Source organism: Streptomyces sp. NBC_00210 (assembly GCF_045160975.1).
Classification (GTDB): domain Bacteria; phylum Actinomycetota; class Actinomycetes; order Streptomycetales; family Streptomycetaceae; genus Streptomyces.
In genome coordinates, this window is the sequence record NZ_CP108120.1 from 6,312,657 (window position 1) to 6,331,856 (window position 19,200).

10 protein-coding genes and 2 pseudogenes are annotated in these 19,200 nt (G+C 70.5%); 7 read left to right on the forward strand and 5 right to left on the reverse strand.

The annotated features are described in order from the left end of the window. The first annotated feature begins 140 nt into the window (after positions 1 to 140). From OG729_RS28510 to pulA, 6 genes and pseudogenes are all read left to right on the forward strand, one after another. On the forward strand, positions 141 to 1,244 hold the full coding sequence (locus tag OG729_RS28510) for a helix-turn-helix domain-containing protein (RefSeq protein ID WP_405808711.1): 1,104 nt from the start codon (positions 141 to 143) through the stop codon (positions 1,242 to 1,244). Between the two features lie 16 nt (positions 1,245 to 1,260). Then, positions 1,261 to 1,929: a YdcF family protein gene (locus OG729_RS28515; RefSeq protein ID WP_405808713.1), complete on the forward strand. Its 669-nt coding sequence runs from the start codon at positions 1,261 to 1,263 to the stop codon at positions 1,927 to 1,929. Beyond that, the gene (locus OG729_RS28520) at positions 1,871 to 2,668 is read left to right on the forward strand and encodes a WbqC family protein (RefSeq protein ID WP_405808715.1); all 798 of its coding nucleotides are present in this window, start codon (positions 1,871 to 1,873) and stop codon (positions 2,666 to 2,668) included. Before OG729_RS28515 ends, OG729_RS28520 begins: the two co-directional genes overlap by 59 nt. Before the next feature lie 573 nt (positions 2,669 to 3,241). Beyond that, positions 3,242 to 3,502, forward strand: a pseudogene (locus tag OG729_RS28525) (substrate-binding domain-containing protein); the annotation flags it as partial. Between the two features lie 352 nt (positions 3,503 to 3,854). Further along, positions 3,855 to 5,234, forward strand: a pseudogene (locus OG729_RS28530) (alpha-amylase family protein); the annotation flags it as partial. A gap of 327 nt (positions 5,235 to 5,561) precedes the next feature. Next, positions 5,562 to 10,856 carry a pullulanase-type alpha-1,6-glucosidase gene (gene pulA, locus OG729_RS28535; RefSeq protein WP_405808717.1) on the forward strand — a complete coding sequence of 1,765 codons (5,295 nt, stop codon included), beginning with the start codon at positions 5,562 to 5,564 and terminating at the stop codon, positions 10,854 to 10,856. Between the two features lie 268 nt (positions 10,857 to 11,124). Here the strand turns inward: pulA and OG729_RS28540 are convergent, their stop codons facing one another. The 5 genes from OG729_RS28540 to OG729_RS28560 all read right to left on the reverse strand — a co-directional run bounded on the left by OG729_RS28540 (position 11,125) and on the right by OG729_RS28560 (position 18,597). Next, complete coding sequence (locus OG729_RS28540) at positions 11,125 to 11,634, reverse strand: GNAT family N-acetyltransferase (RefSeq protein WP_405808719.1); 510 nt, start codon at positions 11,632 to 11,634, stop codon at positions 11,125 to 11,127. Between the two features lie 19 nt (positions 11,635 to 11,653). Then, entirely contained in the window at positions 11,654 to 12,364 is a 711-nt protein-coding gene (locus OG729_RS28545; protein ID WP_360883631.1) for a TetR/AcrR family transcriptional regulator, read from the reverse strand. 151 nt (positions 12,365 to 12,515) lie between these two features. Beyond that, positions 12,516 to 14,468, reverse strand: coding sequence for a hypothetical protein (locus OG729_RS28550; protein WP_405808720.1), 1,953 nt, complete (start codon positions 14,466 to 14,468; stop codon positions 12,516 to 12,518). Positions 14,469 to 14,596: 128 nt separating this feature from the next. Then, a complete protein-coding gene (locus tag OG729_RS28555) occupies positions 14,597 to 15,391 on the reverse strand; it encodes a tyrosine-protein phosphatase (RefSeq protein ID WP_360883637.1) in 795 nt (264 codons plus the stop codon). 95 nt (positions 15,392 to 15,486) lie between these two features. Continuing rightward, positions 15,487 to 18,597 carry an alpha-N-acetylglucosaminidase gene (locus tag OG729_RS28560; RefSeq protein ID WP_405808722.1) on the reverse strand — a complete coding sequence of 1,037 codons (3,111 nt, stop codon included), beginning with the start codon at positions 18,595 to 18,597 and terminating at the stop codon, positions 15,487 to 15,489. A 103-nt stretch (positions 18,598 to 18,700) separates the two neighbouring features. Between OG729_RS28560 and OG729_RS28565 the strand changes: the two genes are divergently transcribed. Continuing rightward, the gene (locus OG729_RS28565; protein ID WP_405808724.1) at positions 18,701 to 19,195 is read left to right on the forward strand and encodes a hypothetical protein; all 495 of its coding nucleotides are present in this window, start codon (positions 18,701 to 18,703) and stop codon (positions 19,193 to 19,195) included. Positions 19,196 to 19,200: the final 5 nt, after the last annotated feature.

Below are 19,200 nucleotides of genomic sequence, written 5' to 3' on the forward strand. Positions count from 1 at the left end.
GCTTGCGGTTTCGGCCCCTTCAATTGAGCGTGACGGCAATCCAACGGACGTGAAATGACCGGGTGTTGTACTTCCGTTGCACTTGCGTCCCCCGCCGTGCGTGCTCCGTGCTTCGATGACTTCTCGGAAAGGAGCGACGCGTGGCGACCGTGCACCACTGGAGCGGCCTGGAGGCCCATGCTCTGCGTCTCGCGCTGCGGATGAGCGTTCGTGCGTTCGCCGAACACCTCGGTGTCGCCGTCCGCACCGTCTCCAAGTGGGACAAGCTCGCCGCCGCCACCGAACCGCGCCCGGACACCCAGGCCATCCTCGACACCGCGCTCGCCCGCGCGGACGCCGCCGTCCACCTGCGGTTCGAGACACTGCTGTACGAGAGCGGCCGGACCACCGCCGCAGGCCCGGGGCGGCGGGTCACCACCAGCGGACCCCGGATGTGGGACTACGAGTCGTGGACCGACGACCTGGACCGGACCGTGGTCGCGCTCTCCCGCCAGAACTTCACCTTCGCCTCCAGCCTGCTGACCCGGTGGATCAACCAGTGGAGACCGCCGGAGCTGGACGACAAGGGCCTGTACTTGTTCGCCCGCTCCACCGCCCTGCTCGGCGACCTCCAGCGCGACCAGGGCGCCGTGCTCGGGCCGTTGTCGGCTCAGCACTCCTATGCCGGGGCCCGCTCGGTCTTCGCCCAACTCGACATCCCCCGCCGCGTCGCCCAGCTCGACCTGTCGCTGGCGGTGGTCACGGAGATGTCCGGGAAGCTGGAGATCGCCGCCCGCCACTACGAGACCCTGGCCGTCGACGACCGGCTCTCGCGCCGTGACCGGGCCCGTGCCCGGCTGTGGGTGGGGACCGCGCTGAGCAAGGACGGCAACCACGACTATGCGGCCTGCGTCATGCAGGCGGCGACCCGCGAGTTCGAGGACCTGGCCGAGCCCGACGACTGGTCTGTGGCCCACCAGAAACTCGCCCTCGCCCACCGCGGTGCCGGCGATCTCACTGGCGCCCTGCACTTCATCGACATCGCCCGCAGCAGCCAGGCGACGGACTCACCGATGCAACGCGTGCGACTGGACACCGCCCACGGTCACATCCTGCTTTCCGACCGGGACACCCGCGATGATGGACTTCTCGTCCTCGACCAGGCCGCCAAGGTGGCCGCGCAGTACGGACTCGTGCACCAACTGCGCAGTATCGAGGGCATCAGGGCCATGAGTGAGGGGCCGACGGGGCCCCGGCAACGGTGACCAGGGAGAGACGCGCGTGAACGACAACCAGCAGGCCCTCACCGAGGACCAGTGGCAGCAGGCCAAGTTGATCTGGGACTACCACCAGATGCACCACGAGACCCGGCCCGCCGACGCGGCGATCGGCCTGGGCAGCCACGACCTCGGAGTGGCCGCGTTCTCCGCCGAGCTGTATCGCGCCGGGCTCTTCCCGCACCTGGTCTTCACCGGCGGCAACAGCCCCACCACCGCCAAGGTGTTCCCGCGCGGGGAGGCCGTGCACTTTAGCGAGCACGCCATCGAGCTCGGCGTCCCCGCTTCGGCGATCCTGCTGGAGCCGAACGCCGGGAACACCGGCCAGAACATCGCCCTGTCGCGCGCCGTGCTCGCCACCGCCGGGATCACGCCGAAGACGGTGCTTCTGGTCTCCAAGCCCTATATGGAGCGACGCTCCTTCGCCACCGCCCGCAAGCTGTGGCCGGAGGTCGAGATCGTCTGTGCCTCGGAGCCACTGAAGTTCGACGGCTACCTCAAGAGCATCGGCGACGAGAAACTCGTCCTGGACATGCTCGTCGGCGACCTCCAGCGGGTGATCGAGTATCCGAAGCTCGGTTTCGCCATCGAGCAGGACGTCCCGGAGGACGTGCATGCCGCGTACGAATCTCTCCTCGCCGACGGCTTCGACAGCCGTCTCCTGGGACCCTGATCTCCCCGCTCCGGGCGGACTGTGCTCGATCCACCAGCCCAACCTGTTCCCGCGGCTGACCACCCTGGCCAAGCTGTTCGCGGCGGACTACTGGATCGTCCTGGACGACGTTCAGTTCACCCGCCGCGACTACCAGCACCGGGCCCGCCTGGCGGCCCTCGGCGACCCGCTCCAACGGCAGTGGCTTTCCATCCCCACCCGCCTTCCCGGTGGCCGCCAGACGGCCATCAGGAACGCTCTGATCGTCGATCCGATGCGGTCCCGGCGGCGGACGATGCAGATGCTCTGGCAGTACTTTGGGTCCAGCCCGCACTGGCCCGCCCTCGACCAGGCATTGGTCCCGGTACTCGACCTGTTCACCACCACCGACAAGACCGCCGATGTCACCGAGGCGTCCACGCACATCCTGCTGGACCTGCTCGGCTGGAAGGGCCAGGTCCTCCGCAGCAGCCAGCTGGCGGCCCGGCCGGGGCGCTCACAGCGGCTCGCTGATCTGGCCGCAGTCACCGGGGCAAGGTCATATCTGTGCGGGACCGGCGGCATGAAATACCTGGAGACCGACCTCTTCACCTCCCGCGGTATCACCGTCACGCCGTTCCGCACTCCGACGGCAGGCGGGTGGGACTCCGGCCGTGCGATCAGCGCACTCCGGGCTCTGATGCTCCTCGGACCGTCGGCCCTGGCTGACGCACTGCGGGCAGTCGCCGCCGACCAGGACGAGTCCCGGCCCGCCGCGTAGTGGCGACGGAACCCGTACTTCGGAACTGAGGCACACCCACGACCTGGTCCGCCGGTTCGCCGCCATGCTCGACAACCGCGACGCCACACCCTGGCGGCCTGGCTCGACGAGCTCGCCCACAGCGGACTGGCACCGCTTGCTGGTGTTGCCGGAGCTCTCCGCGAAGACCAGCAGGCCGTCGCTACGGGATCGCCACCCCCTACAACTCCGGCGTCAACGAGGGCCGCATCACCGACGTCAAGCTCCAGAAACGCCTGATGGCAGGACGCGCGGGAGTCCCACTCCTCCGCCACCGCGTCGTCCTAATCGCCCATCTCCGCCGCCGTTACGCGGACCGGCCGCCCCCGGCGCCGAGATGATCTCCGGTTACAAAAATCTTGCCAGAGCCGTGAACGTGCCCAGTCGCGTACCGCTGTTGTGCAAAGGTCAGCCCCGTGGACTGGGCCGATCGAGGGGGTCGGGTGGTCAACAACCCCCGACGAACCCCTACGCGCTCTTGTCCCGCATCATCTGCTTGAGAGCCGCTCGGAGCCCTCCCAAGTTGTCCTGGGCCTCCTCCAGCTCCGCTCGCAGTCGCTCGGCGTGATCCGCGCGGCCCGGGAGCGTGGCCTCGATGTGCCGTACGACCTCTCGGTGGTCGGGTTCGACGACTCGCAGCTGGTGGCGTTCACGGATCCGCCGCTGACGACGCTGCGCCAGCCGGTGAAGGCGATGGCGGCCGCGGCGGTCGGTGCGCTGCTGGAGGAGCTGCAGGGAAGTCCCGTACAGAGCACGGAGTATGTGTTCCAGCCCGAACTCGTTGTCCGGGGCACCACCGCGCAGGCGCGCCGGTAGGAGCCCGTGACCGGACCGGCCGGCCGGGCGCGTGGGGCCCGGACCTGCCGGGCCCCCGGCCGGCCGGCCCGGAGTCATGGTTGAACGTAACACCACTGCAAACCTTGCGAAAGGTCTTGCAGTTGGGAAACGGCAAGATTTCTGCGGCGCGACGAGAGTGTGTCCAAAGGGTTGACCCTGGGCCGGGGTGGCTCGTACGGTCGCGACCGCAATAACTTTCTGCGTTCTTGCAGCAAGAACCGTCAAGTGGCGCAGCAGACATCATCGGAACCATCAAAGGCCTTACGGGCACGGCGCGTTGCCGGACAAGGCTGCACCGTCACCCGCACCTCCCCCCCATGCAGGAGGAATCATGGCCGGCAGACCTCTTGCCGCGGCGCTCGCCCTTGTGGCGGGCGCGGCGGTGAGTGTGATTGCACCGGTGGGCCCCGCGCAGGCGGCCCCGCCGGGGGACAAGGACGTCACGGCCGTCCTTTTCGAGTGGAAGTTCTCGTCGGTGGCCAAGGCGTGCACCGACAGTCTGGGCCCGGCCGGCTACGGCTATGTCCAGGTCTCCCCGCCCCAGGAGCACGTCCAGGGCCCCCAGTGGTGGACCTCGTACCAGCCCGTCAGCTACAAGATCGCCGGACGGCTCGGCGACCGTGCCGCGTTCAGCAGCATGGTGAGCACCTGTCACGCGGCGGGCATCAAGGTCGTCGCCGACTCGGTGATCAACCACATGGCCTCGGCGGACGGGACCGGCACCGGAGGCTCGTCGTATACGAAGTACGGCTACCCGGGGATCTACTCCGGCGCCGACATGGACGACTGCCGGTCGAACATCACCAACTACACCGACCGCGCCAACGTCCAGAACTGCGAGCTCGTCGGGCTGGCCGACCTGGACACCGGCGAGGACTACGTCCGGGGCCGGATCGCCGCGTACCTCAGCGACCTGCTCTCGCTCGGCGTCGACGGCTTCCGCATCGACGCCGCAAAGCACATGCCGGCCGCCGACCTCGCCAACATCAAGTCCAGGCTCAGCAACCCGGGCGTGTACTGGAAGCAGGAGGCGATCTACGGCGCGGGCGAAGCGGTCTCGCCCAGTGAGTACCTGGGGAACGGCGACGTGCAGGAGTTCCGGTACGCCCGCGACCTCAAGCGTGTCTTCAACAACGAGAACCTCGCGTATCTGAAGAACTACGGCGAGGGGTGGGCCTACATGGAGTCGGGGAAGTCGTCGGTCTTCGTCGACAACCACGACACCGAGCGCGGCGGGGACACCCTCAACTACAAGGACGGCGCGAACTACACGCTGGCGAATGTGTTCATGCTGGCGTGGCCGTACGGGGCGCCGGACGTCCACTCCGGCTACGAGTGGACCGACAAGGACGCCGGACCGCCGAACGGTGGCACCGTGAACGCCTGTTACACCGACGGCTGGAAGTGCCAGCACGCCTGGCGCGAGATCGCGTCCATGGTGGCCTTCCGGAACACGGCGCGCGGTCAGGGCGTCGTGAACTGGTGGGACAACGGCGGCGACCAGATCGCGTTCGGGCGGGGCTCGAAGGCGTACGTCGCGATCAACCACGAGGGGTGGTCGCTGACCCGCACCTTCCAGACCTCGCTGCCGGCGGGCGACTACTGCGACGTGCAGTCGGGCAGGGGCGTGACGGTGAACGGCTCGGGCCAGTTCACGGCGACACTCGGCGCGAACACGGCGGTGGCGCTGCATGTGAACGCGCTTGGCTGCGGGTCGAGTTAGGCCCGGGCCGCCCCTGAACCGGGGCTCCGCCCCGGACCCTCCCCCTACGCCCTGCGGGCGTGGGGGGACCCCCACCCCTCAATCGCCGGCGGGGCTTGATATGCCCGGGCATATCAAGCACGTCCGGCGATTGAGGACACGCCCGGAGGGCGTACCGGGGTCCGGGGCGAAGCCCCGGTTACGGGATGGGGGTACCTCCCACGGCCGCCAGGCCGTAGGGGGAGGGCGGGGTGGGGGAACGCCCCGCGCAGCGGCCAGCCGCACCCCGCCCCCTCCGACACCAACACCTCCGCCCCACCCAAGGAGAACCAACCGGTGACCACCACCCCCCGCGTCAGCGCGGCCGGCACCGCCGCCGCCCTCCTCGCGGCGCTCATATCCGCCGGGCCGGCCGCCGGCACCCCAAGACCGCCCGCACCGCCCTCCGACAAGGCGCTCGCAGCCACGCCCGCGCGGCATGATCTGACGCGGGAGCAGTTCTACTTCGTACTGCCCGACCGGTTCGCGAACGGCGACACCAAAAACGACCGCGGCGGCCTTTCCGGTTCGCGCCTCGAGACCGGATACGACCCCACCGACAAGGGCTTCTACCAGGGCGGCGACCTCAAGGGGCTCACCCGGAAGCTCGACTACATCAAGGGCCTCGGCACCACCGCCATCTGGATGGCGCCCATCTTCAAGAACCGGCCCGTCCAGGGCACCGGCAAGGACGCGTCGGCCGCCTACCACGGGTACTGGATCACCGACTTCACCCAGGTCGACCCCCACTTCGGCACCAACGCCGATCTGGCGAAGCTGATCGACAAGGCCCACGCCAAGGGCATGAAGGTCTTCTTCGACGTCATCACCAACCACACCGCCGACACCGTCGACTACGCCGAGAAGGCGTACGGATACCGGCCCAAGGGCGCCTACCCCTACCTCGACAAGGACGGCCGTCCCTTCGACGACCGCGACGGCATCAAGAAGGTCGACGCGGACTCCTTCCCGTACACGCCCAAGGTCACCGCGCCGAAGGTCCCCGCCTGGCTCAACGACCCCACCATGTACCACAACCGCGGCGACTCCACCTTCGCAGGCGAGAGCTCCGAGTACGGCGACTTCTCCAGCCTCGACGACCTGTGGACCGAGCGCCCCGAAGTCGTCAAGGGCATGGAGCAGATCTACGAGAAGTGGGTCCGCGACTTCGACATCGACGGCTTCCGTATCGACACCGTCAAGCATGTCGACATGGACTTCTGGACCCAGTGGGCCACCGCCCTCGACGCGTACGCCGCACGGCACGGCCGCGACGACTTCTTCATGTTCGGCGAGGTCTTCGCCGGGGACCCGGCCATCACCTCGCCGTATGTCACGCGCGGCCGGCTGGATGCCACCCTCGACTTCCCCTTCCAGAGCGCGGCCCGCGCCTACGCCTCGCAGGGCGCGTCCGCCGCAGGGCTCGCAGGCGTCTTTGCCGACGACTACCGCTACACCAGCGACAAGGCCAACGCCTATGAGCAGGTGACCTTCCTCGGCAACCACGACATGGGCCGCATCGGCAGCTTCCTCAAGCAGGACAACCCCAAGGCCGACGACGCCGAACTGGTCAAGCGGGCCCGGCTCGCCAATGAGCTGATGTTCCTGTCCCGGGGCAATCCGGTGATCTACTACGGCGACGAGCAGGGCTTCACCGGCGCCGGCGGCGACAAGGACGCCCGGCAGAGCCTGTTCGCCTCCAGGACCGCCGACTACCTCGACGACGACCAGCTCGGCACGGACCGCACGCACGCATCCGACGCGTACGACCCACAGCACCCCCTCTACAAGGCAATTGCTCAGCTGTCCAAGCTCACCAGGCAGCACCCGGCGCTGCGCGACGGCGTCCAGACGCAGCGGTACTCGGCCGACTCCGTGTACGCGTTCTCCCGTACGGACCCGAAGGCCCGCACCGAATACGTCGTCGCCGTCAACAACGCCGACACCGCGAAGAAGGTGTCGATCCCGGCCGATGCCACCGACTTCCGTACCCTCTACGGCGGTTCGGGCACGGTCGGCGCCACCGACGGGAAGATCACCGTCACCGTCCCGGCGCTCTCCTCGCTCGTGCTCCAGTCCACCGCGCCGCTGCCCGAGCCCACCGTCAAGCCCACGATCAGCCTCAGCGCCCCGGCGGCCGGTGCCACCGGCACCGTCGAGATCAACGCGGACGTGGCCGGCGGCCGGCTGAACCGCGTCGTCTTCGCCGCCCAGACGGGCAACGGCAGGTGGCGCACGCTCGGCTCCGCCGACCATGCCCCCTACCGCGTCACCCAGTACATCGACCCGAAGGTGGCGGGCGGAACGCCCCTGCACTACAAGGCAGTTGTGGTGGACAGCGCGGGCCGCACCGCAAGCGCCCTCGCATCGACGACCGCCGGTCAGGCCCCGCCGCCCGAGAAGCCGGTGGCCGTCGAGCGCGACTACGCGGTGGTCCACTACCAGCGCCCGGACGGGGACTACGGCGGCTGGCAGCTGAAGTCCGGCGACCAGCAGACGGCGTTGACCGGCCGTGACGCGTACGGCGCGTTCGCCTGGGTCAAGGTTCCCGAAGGCGCCGCGACCGTCCCGTACACCGTCGAGAAGAACGGCACCGCGGACGGCCCGCAGCGAAGTGTCACCCTCGCCCGCACCGGTGAGGTCTGGATCGCCCAGGGCAAGGACGGCCAGAGCGACACCGCCCCCGACGGCGCCTACCCGCCGCAGGACAAGACCAAGGCCGTCCTCCACTACCACCGGGCCGACGGCGACTACGACGGCTGGGGTCTGCACACCTGGACCGGCGCCAAGGACCCGACCGACTGGTCCAAGCCGCTCCAGCCGGTGAAGAAGGACGCGTACGGAGTGACCTTCGAGGTGCCGCTCGCGCCCGGCGCGACCTCGCTCAGCTATATCGTCCACAAGGGCGACCAGAAGGACCTGCCGAGCGACCAGTCCCTGGACCTCGCGACGTACACGAACGAGGTCTGGCTGCTGGCCGGAGTGCCGAAGTACCTGCTGCCGCAGACCGGCGGCGCGCCCTCGCTCGACCTCACCAAGGCCGAGGCCGAGTGGATCGACCGGGACACCGTCGTCTGGAAGGTGAAGACGACCGGCGCGACCAGCCAGCAGCTCGTGTACGCGAAGGACGGCGGCATCTCCGTCGTCGACGGCGCGCTGAGTGACGAAGGGCAGTGGCTGCGGCTCACCCCCGCCGCGCTCACCGAGCCGCAGAAGGCCAAGTACCCGCACCTGAAGGACTATCCGGCCTTCACCGTCGACGCCCGCGACCGGGACCGGGTGCGCAATGCGCTGCGCGGTCAGCTGATCGCGACCCAGCGGGCGGCGAACGGCGCGCTGCTCGCCGCCACCGGTGTACAGATCCCGGGTGTCCTGGACGACCTGTACGACGCGACGGGCGCGAAGCTCGGGCCGGTCTTCGACCGCGGCCGTCCCACCCTCTCCCTGTGGGCCCCCACGGCTCACTCCGTCTCCCTCGAACTCGACGGGAAGACGGTCCCGATGCGGCGGAACGAGGCGACCGGCGTCTGGTCGGTCACCGGGCCGAGGAGCTGGGCGGGCAAGCCGTACCGCTACGCGGTGCGGGTCTGGGCGCCCAGCGTCCAGAAGATCGTCACCAACAAGGTCACCGACCCGTACTCCACCGCCCTGACCACCGACTCGGCCCGCAGTCTGGTCGTCGACCTGGCCGACCCGAAGCTTGCCCCGGCGGGCTGGGGGACCTTGAAGAAGCCGGCCGCAACGCCCCTGCGCGACGCTCAGATCCAGGAGCTGCACATCCGCGACTTCTCGGTCGCGGACCGGACGTCCAAGCACCCGGGTCAGTACCTCGCGTTCACCGACCGCGATTCGGCCGGGATGAAGCACCTGGCGTCGCTCGCCGCATCCGGCACCTCCTACGTCCATCTCCTGCCGGCCTTCGACATCGGCACCGTCCCGGAGAGGAAGTCCGACCAGGCCACACCCGCCTGCGACCTGTTGGTGTACGCGCCCGACTCCGACGAGCAGCAGGCGTGCATCGCCAAGGCCGCCGCCAAGGACGCCTACAACTGGGGCTACGACCCGCTGCACTACACCGTGCCCGAGGGCTCGTACGCCTCCGACCCGGAAGGCACCAGGCGCACGGTCGAGTTCCGGCAGATGGTCCAGGGCCTGAACTCCAGTGGCCTGCGCACCGTCATGGACGTCGTCTACAACCACACAGTGGCGAGCGGGCAGGCCGACAAGTCCGTACTCGACAAGATCGTGCCCGGCTACTACCAGCGGCTGCTCGCGGACGGCACCGTCGCCACCTCCACCTGCTGTGCGAACACCGCCCCCGAGCACGCCATGATGGGCAAGCTCGTCGTCGACTCGATCGTCACCTGGGCGAAGGAGTACAAGGTCGACGGCTTCCGCTTCGACCTGATGGGCCACCACCCGAAGGCCAATATTCTCGCGGTGCGCACGGCCCTCGACTCCCTGACCCCGCAGCGCGACGGCGTCGACGGCAAGAAGATCATCCTGTACGGGGAGGGCTGGAACTTCGGCGAGATCGCGGACGACGCCCGCTTCGTCCAGGCAACCCAGAGGAACATGGCCGGGACGGGCATTGCGACCTTCTCCGACCGGGCCCGTGACGCGGTCCGCGGCGGCGGCCCCTTCGACGGGGATCCCGGCATCCAGGGCTTCGCCTCCGGCCTGTTCACCGACCCCAATTCCTCGGCGGCGAACGGCACCCCCGCCGAGCAGAAGGCCCGCCTCCTGCACTACCAGGACCTGATCAAGGTCGGTCTCACCGGCAACCTCGCCGCGTACACCTTCACCGACAGCTCCGGCCGCACCGTCAAGGGCTCCGAGGTCGACTACAACGGCGCCCCCGCCGGGTACGCGGCCGCCCCCGGCGACGCACTCGCCTACGCGGACGCCCACGACAACGAGTCCCTGTACGACGCCCTCGCCTTCAAACTGCCCGCCGCCACCTCACCGGCGGACCGGGCGCGGATGCAGGTGCTGGCGATGGCGACCGCGGCGCTCTCCCAGGGGCCCGCGCTCTCCCAGGCCGGTTCGGATCTGCTGCGCTCCAAGTCGCTGGACCGCAATTCCTACGACAGCGGGGACTGGTTCAACGCGATCCACTGGGACTGCCGGGACGGCAACGGTTTCGGACGCGGGCTGCCGCCGGAGGCCGACAACAAGTCCAAGTGGCCGTTCGCCAAACCGCTGTTGACGGCCAAGTCGCTCGCGGTGGGATGCGGGCAGATCCAGGGCGCCTCGGCCGCGTACCGGGACCTGCTCACCATCCGCAGCACCGAGAAGGCCTTCAGCCTGGCGTCCGCGGGCGAGGTGCAGTCGACGGTCTCCTTCCCGCTGTCGGGCAAGGACGAGACCCCGGGCGTGATCACCATGGTCCTCGGCGACCTGGTGGTGGTCTTCAACGCGACACCGGAGCAGCAGACGCAGAAGATCCCGGCGCTCGCCGGGAAGCCGTACGCGCTGCACCCCGCCCAGGCGGCGGGCGCGGACTCTGTGGCCAAGTCGGCAGCATATGAGGGGAGTTCGGGCAGCTTCACCGTGCCGGCGCGTACCGTCGGCGTCTTCACCCGAGGCTGACCCGGGCCAGGGCGTGTTTTAGAAGTCCCGCCTGCCCCGCGACGCCTGGCACGCACACTCGCGATGTTGTCGGAGTCGCCCAAGTACGTCCAGTACGAGGGGGATCTCCCCCAGACTTCGTCCGGGGGTGCCCCCACCGCCTTGCGATTGCACGCACCAGACGCCGCGGGGCCCGCCCTGCGGGCGGACGGCGCTACTTCTAAAACACGCCCTGGTCGGCGGGGCGGGCCGAGTACGGATCGGTCCGCCCCGCAACCTTGACCGGGCTTCACTTGACGGCCTTCTCCAGCAGGACGACTCCGTAACGGCTGCCGTCCTTGGCCACCTTGCCGGGCTCCTCGCCGGCGACGCGGTAGCCGGCGGCCTCGTAGTAGGTCCGCAGCGCGGGATTGTTCGACAGACAGTCGAGCCGTACGAACTCCCGCCCGGTGTCGGCGATGCGCTGCTCGGCATGCGCGAGCAGCAGTCGGCCGAAGCCCTCCGGGGCCGTGTCCCGGTCGATCATGAGGCGGTGCACATACCCCGCCACGGGAGGCTGGATCCCCCAGGCGGGCTGGTCCTCCCACCACAGTTCGTACGCGCCCAGGGCCTCGCCCTCCCCGGTCTCGGCGATCCAGACCTCCCCCTCCTTGATCCAGTGCCGGAAGTGGTCGGCGTCCTTGTCGCCGGGTTTCCACTGCGCGATGCCGTTGAGCTGCATCCAGCGGGCGGCCCCGTCGAAGAGGGCGACCAGGGTTTCCGTATCGGAGTGGGCGGCGAGCCGACAGATGATCTTCATTCCGGCATTATTGACGGGGTCATACAGACCCACGTACCAGTACCGGCGCCAAGGACATGAGCCGGCCGATCAGATCGCCGAACGGTCCCTCGGTCGGCTCGTCCGCCAGGATGTGCAGCAGCACGCCCGCCATCTCCTCGTCGTACGCGGCACTCACCGCGCACAGCGCCGCGAAGTCGTGCACCAGCTGCAACTCCAGCTCGGCGCGCGGGACCCGTCGCCCGTCCAGCCAGATCAGCGCCGTCGACTCGGCGAGCGACACCCAGGAACGGACGACCAACTCCAGCCGCGCGGGCGGGGTCTCGATCCGCAGATGGGCCAGGATCTGTTCGTACGCGGCCTGCCGGACCTCGTCGATCATCGCGTTCGTCGTCGAACAGCCCACCGCGGGACCGCCCCGCATCAGCGCGGAGAACCCGGGCCCGTGGTGGTCCACGAAGTCGAAGAACCGGCCCATGACCCGCAGCAGCCGCGCCCCGAGCGGTCCTTCCGACGGTTCCATGAACCGGCCGGCCAGCTCTTCGGCCGCCCGTCGCAGTGCCGCCTCGTACAGGCTCTGCTTGCCGGGGAAGTAGTGGTAGACAAGCGGCCGCGAGATACCCGCGGCCGCCGCTATCTCGTCTATCGACACATCGTCGGGGGATCGGTGGCTGAACAACTCCAGCGCCACTCCGATCAGCTGCTGCCTGCGCTCCTCGACGCCCATCCTGCGGCGTACCCCGGTCGTCATGCGAACAGCCTACCGAGTGGCCCGCGTGCACTTTCCACAGGTGCTCCACAGGCCGTCTACAGGCGAAAACCAGCCTTCCGCTTCGGCAGTGCAAGACGCCCGCGTCCACACACCGGGCCGCGGAGCGGCCGAACGCCCCGCCACGCACGGCTCAGTGCAACGCGCCCACCCGACTCCCGTCCCCCAAGCGCCCGTTCAGCTCCGCCTGTGCGCCCTTCTGCGTCCGCACCGCCAGCAGATGCCCGTTCGCGCTGCCATCGACCCCGCCCGAGGTGGCCAGCGAGGTGAACTGCTCGCTGCCCGCCGCGAGTACGTACCACCGGCCCGACTGCGACTTCCACACCACGCCCGCCAGCACCTTCGGGTCGCGAACCCCGCAGGCTGGCGAGTCCTCGGCCCGCGCCGCGATCGCGGCGGGCGTGCCCGCCTGCGCGGCCGGGGCCTGGAACTGGGCCATGACCCGGCTCCCGGTGCCCCGCCAGGTCTCCGCGCGCGTACACAGCCAGGCCGCGATGCCGTTGGACTCGGGCAGGGCCTGGCGCGCGTACTGCCAGGAGTTGACGCTGCGCACCCCGTGCGCCCGGACCCCGGGCAGCAGGCAGGCCGTGCGGGCCCACGAGGCGCGCTCCGCCCGGCCGGTGACGTCCCGCGGAGCGGAGGGCGGACCCGAGGTGAGCCGCGCCGGGGTCAGCTCGCCGAGGTCGGTGAGCAGCCGGTCGGCCGGTCCGTCGCGCAGCTCGAGCACGTCCCAGGCCCGGCAGTCCCGCGCCTGCGCCGGGCTCGGCAGCGGGCCGGTCAGCCCGTCCGCGTCACGCGTCAGCGGGCGCGCGTCGCCCGCCGGGTCGAGCAGGTCCCGTACGGAGGCCCTGCGCACCCAGGGCGCGGTCAGATAGCGGACATTGCCGCTGGTACGGCCCGCCACCAGCGCGGCCGACGAGGTTGCGTCCGCCCCGTCCGTACGCGCGAAGTCGAGCGCCACACCACCGGTGCCGCCCTTCGGCTCGGCATAGCGGACGACCCGCAGCCCGTCGTGGAGGAGCACCACACGGGCCTGGTCGACGTCGCCCGCGTACAGCAGCTGGGGCGAGCCCATCGGCGGTCCCGGTGGTGTGCCGGGGGTGGCGGAGACCTGGACCGTGCTGCCGGGTCTGGCCCAGACGGCGAGCGCGCGGCGCAACAGAGCAGTGTCGTCGGTGAGAGAGCCCCGGGTCGGCCAGACGGAGAAGTCGGTACGGGACGAGCTCTGCCAGGCCGTGGGGGAGACCCGCGTCAATGTGGCCGGGTCGAGGGCCGATTCGGCCGCGGGGTTGCGCGCGTACGGCGGCGCGGCCGCGCCGTTCGGGCCCCAGCCGTCGCCCGGCAGCCCGAGCAGCGCGCCGCACACCGCGAGCGCCGCGGCCGCCACCAGAGCCGCCTTGGCGTGCTGGCGGCGGCGCATCAGATCGGTGGGGCGCGCCTGCAGCGAGCACGGGTCGAACTCGGGCGACTCCAGAAGCTCGTACTGCGGCGGCACCTCGCCCGCCTCCGCCAGCGCCGCATGCGGGTCCGCCACTTCGGCGGCGGTGAGCTCGTGGCGTACCTCGCTGTCGGACAGCCCCTCCAGGCCGCGCAGTACATACGCCGCCCTTGCGGGCCCGGACAGCGCGGAAAGCTGCTGGTCCAGGGCGAGTTCGTCGGCACCTCCGGAGCGCGGGAAGACACGCAGGCCCCAGACATGAGGCAGCAGCGGCGGGAGCTGGGCGCGTTTCGGCCGGGCGAACCGCTTCAGCGGAAAGCCGGCGTCCAGGGCCTGGCGGAGAACCCGCCCTCGTACATAGGTGTATCCGGGGTCGGCGTCGCCCTGCCCGCGGCGGGAGCCGGGGATCGCGGAGTCGGCGTCCCGGGCGACCGCAGGGGCGGTGCGGCCGCGTGGCAGCGAGCGCTGCGCGAGGGCGTGCGCGGTCAGCACACGGCGGTTGCGGCCGAGGGTCGGGGGCAGTACGAGATAGGCGATCCGCACGAGCCGGGGGTAGTGCTCGACGAGGGCGGCCTCGGCCTGTTCGAGGGCGACAGGGGCGGAGGCGGGAGCCGGAGCGGGGGTGGAGACGACATCCTGTGAGCGCACGTTCAGCAGAACGAGCGAATGGTCCTATGGTCACCCGCCGCCCCCCGATCGGGGGGCGGCGCGTGCGCCCTTGACGCCATCGCCCGCTGAGCTGCGCGTGACCCGGCCCGTCGGCCCGGCTCATCCGTTCAGCCCGTCAGCCGCTCGTGGATCCGCTCGATCGCCGCCGCCGCGACGCCGAGCCCATCGCAGACGTACTTCTCCATCGTGCCGTAGCGGGCGTCGACCTCGTCCAGCGCCGCCGCCAGATACTCCGGCAGCACACCGATGACCGCGAGGGCCGTCTCGGGGTCGCCGCCCTGCGCCGTGAAGCCCTCGACAAGCGGCGCGAAGGCCTGCCGTACCGCCGGATTCACGGCGAGATACTCCGCCTCGACGGTCTCCGGATCCGCGCCGAGCAGGGAGAGGACGATCGTCGCGGCCCAGCCGGTGCGGTCCTTGCCCGCGGTGCAGTGGAAGAGCAGCGGGCCTGATTCGGGGTCGGCGACCTCGCTCAGGAAGGCGCCGTAGGCGGCGTGCGCCGAGTCGGTGGTGACGAAGGAGCGATAGGTGTCGGCGAACCACGTCTGCGCCCGGCCGCCGCCCAACTCCCGCTCGGCGAGCACCGGATCGGCCAGCACCCGCCTCAGCTGCGCGGCCGGCGGCATCCGGCCCGCGGCCACCTGGTCCGCGAGCACATCGGCGAGCAGCAGCCGACCGCCTCGCGGAATGTGGTCCGGGCGGTCCCGGCGCTCGGCCTCGGTGCGGAAGTCGACGATCGTACGGATGCCGAGCGCGGCGACGGCCGGATCGGCGACGGGGTCGAGCCGGTCGAGCTGCCCGGAGCGGAAGAGCAGACCGGGTTGTACGGAACGACGGGCGGGCAGGGGAGTGCCGCCGAGGTCGCGGAGATTGGCGACGGTGGTGGCGGGGATCGCGGTCATGGCGGGACGGCTCCCTGGCTCGGCACATGGCTGTTATCTACCGAAGCAACCTATTTCATGCCGAACGCGAACCAAGGGCCACGACCCCCGCGGGGTCATGCGACCGTGATCGACCAGCCGCTGAACTGCACCGTGCCGCGGGCCCCACTGCCGCCGTTGGCTGCGCTCATGAAGAGTCCGGCGTCCTGGGCCGCGGCGGTCCCCGGCACCGAGACGGTGGCGACAGTGCGCCAGGTCGCGCCGCCGTCCGTCGAGCAGGCGCCCGTGAAGGACGTCCCGGCATTGCGGGTCAGCCGCAGCAGCACCGGGGCCTTGACACCGGTGATGCGCCGGTAGGTGTCCAGTGTGCCGTCACCGTTCGTGTCGTACGACAGCACGATGCCCTGGCCGGGTGTGGCGGCCAGATTCAGCAATCCCCTGTCGCCGGGCCTGGCCAGGCTGTTGCGTACGACGATGCCCGCTCGGGCCCAACTGCTCGTGTTCTCCTGGGAGTCCACCCGCACCACGACGCTCGTGCCCGCGGTGAGCGCGCCTTCCCGGTAGGCGGTGCCGAAGTGGGTGGTGCCCCGCCACAGGTCATTGCCCGCGCCGTTGATCGCGAAGCGCTCGCCGAGCTGTCCGAAGACCGCCCTGTTGCTGGTGAAGGTGCGCCATCCCGGCTCCAGCGGTGTCGCCATCCAGAGCGAGCCCTGTTGGGTCACGGTCACCCGGTCCTCGCCGCGCGGCCCGTACTGCGTGCCCAGTTCGTACGGCATCGGGACCAGCGGCTCGGTGAGGGGTTCTGCCGGAGCCGTCACCCGCCAGCCGACCGTGCCGGTGCCGCCCGCCGGGACGCTCCTGAGGAAGGTCTCGCCCAGCGGCTCGGCGGCCAGGCCCGTCAGGGCGAAGTCGACGCGACCGGTGGAGCGCAGCCCGTTCAGATTGCGGAAGGCGGCCGTGGTGGTGCCGGTGCTGCCGGGCGTGAACGCCGGCGGGTCCACGGTGAGGTCGACGAACCCCTGGTAGGGGGCGGTCGCGAGGGTGTCGTGCACGCGCCTGGCCGTTCGGTACGCGTCCCCCGTCGCCCGTACCGGGTAGGCGCGCCGGTCCTTCGTCCATGCCTCCTCCGCCGGGTACCAGTCGAAGGACTTGGGGGCGCGGCCCTCGGCCATCGCGGCGGCCTGTTCCTCCAGATACGCCTCCCACTGCGGCACATGGACATCGTTGATCAGCCCGTGCCAGTCGCGGTTGGCGTAATTGCTGAGCTCATTGGCCGCGGCCCGGTCCGCCCAGGTGGTGATCAGGACCCGCGCGGTGCGCTCCAGCTCCACCGCCTCGTCCGCGCTGGTGGCCAGCCGCTTGGCGTCCTCCAGCCAGGGGCCGAGCAGAAAGGCGCGGTGGCAGCCGGCCATCGTGTCGCTCAGCCGCATCAGCTTCAGCCAGAGCGCCGACAGGGCGCGGAAGGTGTCCACATCCTTGTTGAGATGGGCGGCCCGCAGCGGGAGCTGGAGCGTGCGGGAACGGTTGGCGAGTGCCTGCCGGGCCAGGTCGGTCACATCGTGGCGGTAGGCGTCGCTGTCCCGCAGCGAGGGCCGTACGCCGAGCAGCGCCGCGAACGCCCGGTCGAAGTCCGCCGGATCGAAGGCGGTCCCGATGGACGAGGTCAGGCTGGGGCGGCGGCAGAACAGCGAGTCGTAGGGGCGGCCGTCCGTGCTGGTGAGCCGGTACGCGGTCGCGGCGAGCGCGGCGAAGGCGGCGCGCGCCGAGCCGTCGTCGCCGCCGTAGCGGATCTCTGCGTAGTCGGCGAACCAGGCGTCCCGGTCGATCTGTTCCTCGCGCCAGGCGAGCTCGCTGAACAGTTCGAGCGCGGCGGGGTCCCGCTCGGCGGCCTCCGGCATGTACGCGGTGCCCGCCAGTGCGCTGCCCGGCTTGTCGCGCCAGGCGGTGAACTTGCTCGTCCACCGGTCGGTGTTGGCGCCGATGGTCGTACGCCCGCCGAAGTTCGGGATGGTGCCGAAGGCGTACGGAGCACCGCCCCACGACGCCTCGCGGTCGTTGACCGTGTCCAGGTCGGAGAGGCCGTCGACGATGAGCACCCGGTCGGTGTCGATGGCGTCGAGCAGCGCGGCCCGCGGGTTGGACTGCCAGCCGAGGATCACCCAGGTGGCGCCGGGTCGGGCGGTCTGCAGCGCCTTCTCCACCGCGCGGGCGGCAGCCGCCACCGGGACGTCCCCGGCGGTGCCGCCCTCGTGCAGCAGGTCCATCTTGAAGTGGTTCACCTCGCCGAACAGTTCCTGCTGGTGCCGGTAGAAGGCGGCGGCGACGTCCGAGAAGTTCGGGGTGCGGGGGTCGAGCCAGTCGGGCCGGCGCAGCCCGTTCCAGATGCCCTGGGGGATGACACGGGCGCCGGGATTACGGGCAACGAAGCCGTCCGGGACCGTACCGAAGTAGCCGGGCAGAACCGGGTGCATACCGAGCTCGCGCATCCGGTCGGCGATCCGTCTGCCGAGGTCCGTGCGTCTTTCGATGAGCTCGGGGGAGAGCGGCCCGCCGTACTCGCTCATGTTCTGCAGCAGCCACCACGGCTGGTGCGAGGGCGCGGGCAGCCAGGTCCGCGCCTCGGTGTCGGAGTATCCGAAGTCCATCAGGAGCCGGTGGTAGACGGCCTCCTGGCCGGGCGTGAGAAGCACCTCGTTGCAGCCGTGCAGGGCGAGGACGTCGAGCAGTCGCTCCCAGCGGGCCCAGTCGGCGTAGGGGGCGGTGTAGCCGTCGTGCGTGTCGTTGTACGCGAACCGGTGCGGGACGGTCGCGGACCGCTCGAGCGCCTCGCGGGGCGCGGGCAGCCGGCCAGGCAGGTCCAGTTGGCTGCCCGACCACGAGATGTGCGCCCGGCAGACGTACTTGAGGTACCAGTGCACGCCGGTGAGGAGTACGGCGGGGCTGGTGCCGGCGACCTCGATACGGCCCCTCGAGCCGGTGACCCGGAAGCGCTCGGGGCCCTCCAGGGCCGCCAGCAGGAACTGCCCGGCGTGCCGGGGCAGCAGCCGCTCAAGGGCCTGCTGGGCGGGCGCTGTGCTGAATCCGGCCGTGGTGGTCGCGGGGGCGGTGGTCGCGCGGGCGGTGGTGGCAGCCGGGGTGGCGGCTGCGGGGGTGTGTCCGGCGAGTGCCGCACCCACGCCGATCGCTCCTGCGGTGCCCAGTACGGTACGTCTCGACAGCTCGATCATCAGCGCTCCTCCGTGTTGCTCAAGTGACAACAGGTGCGTGCGGAGCCGCAGGTTACCGGGAGTTCTCTCGCGCGAGAGGCGGGTGACAGGGCACGATGGCCGGATGCGGACGAGTACGAACAAGGGCGCGAGGCGTACAGCCCGCGCAGCACTGACAGTTCTGGCGCTGACCCTTGCCGCCGCCTGCGGAGCGAGCGACGACGGCGATGGGCGTGGCGGGGACGACAAGGCCCCGAAGACGGCCACCGGCACTCTGGAGCAGCTGGCCGAGAAGGCCGAGTGCAAGCCGAACATCCAGACGGATGCGGACGAGCTGCGGCAGGCCAACTGCACCACGGGCGACGGCAAGTATGTGCTGGCCACCTTCGCCACCGACCGGGGCCAGCGCGAATGGATCAATGTGGCCAATGACTACGGCGGCTCGTATCTGGTCGGCCGCAAGTGGGTCGTGGTCGGCGACGCCAAGGTGGTGACGGCGGTTCGCGGCCGGCTCGGCGGCACGGTCGAGACCGGCTCGGATCACACGGGTCACACCGGCGGCGGGGACAGCCACACGGGCCACACGGGCTCGGGCCACTCGGGGAGCCACGGAAGCTGACCGCG

What these genes read in the sequence shown, in the direction of transcription:
- OG729_RS28545 (WP_360883631.1), bottom strand. Translation starts at nt 12,364, where the DNA reads ATGACGACCGGGGTACGCCGCAGGATGGGCGTCGAGGAGCGCAGGCAG.
- OG729_RS28520 (WP_405808715.1), top strand. Translation starts at nt 1,871, where the DNA reads ATGCCGCGTACGAATCTCTCCTCGCCGACGGCTTCGACAGCCGTCTCC.
- OG729_RS28540 (WP_405808719.1), bottom strand. Translation starts at nt 11,634, where the DNA reads ATGAAGATCATCTGTCGGCTCGCCGCCCACTCCGATACGGAAACCCTG.
- OG729_RS28555 (WP_360883637.1), bottom strand. Translation starts at nt 15,391, where the DNA reads ATGACCGCGATCCCCGCCACCACCGTCGCCAATCTCCGCGACCTCGGC.
- OG729_RS28560 (WP_405808722.1), bottom strand. Translation starts at nt 18,597, where the DNA reads ATGATCGAGCTGTCGAGACGTACCGTACTGGGCACCGCAGGAGCGATC.
- OG729_RS28565 (WP_405808724.1), top strand. Translation starts at nt 18,701, where the DNA reads ATGCGGACGAGTACGAACAAGGGCGCGAGGCGTACAGCCCGCGCAGCA.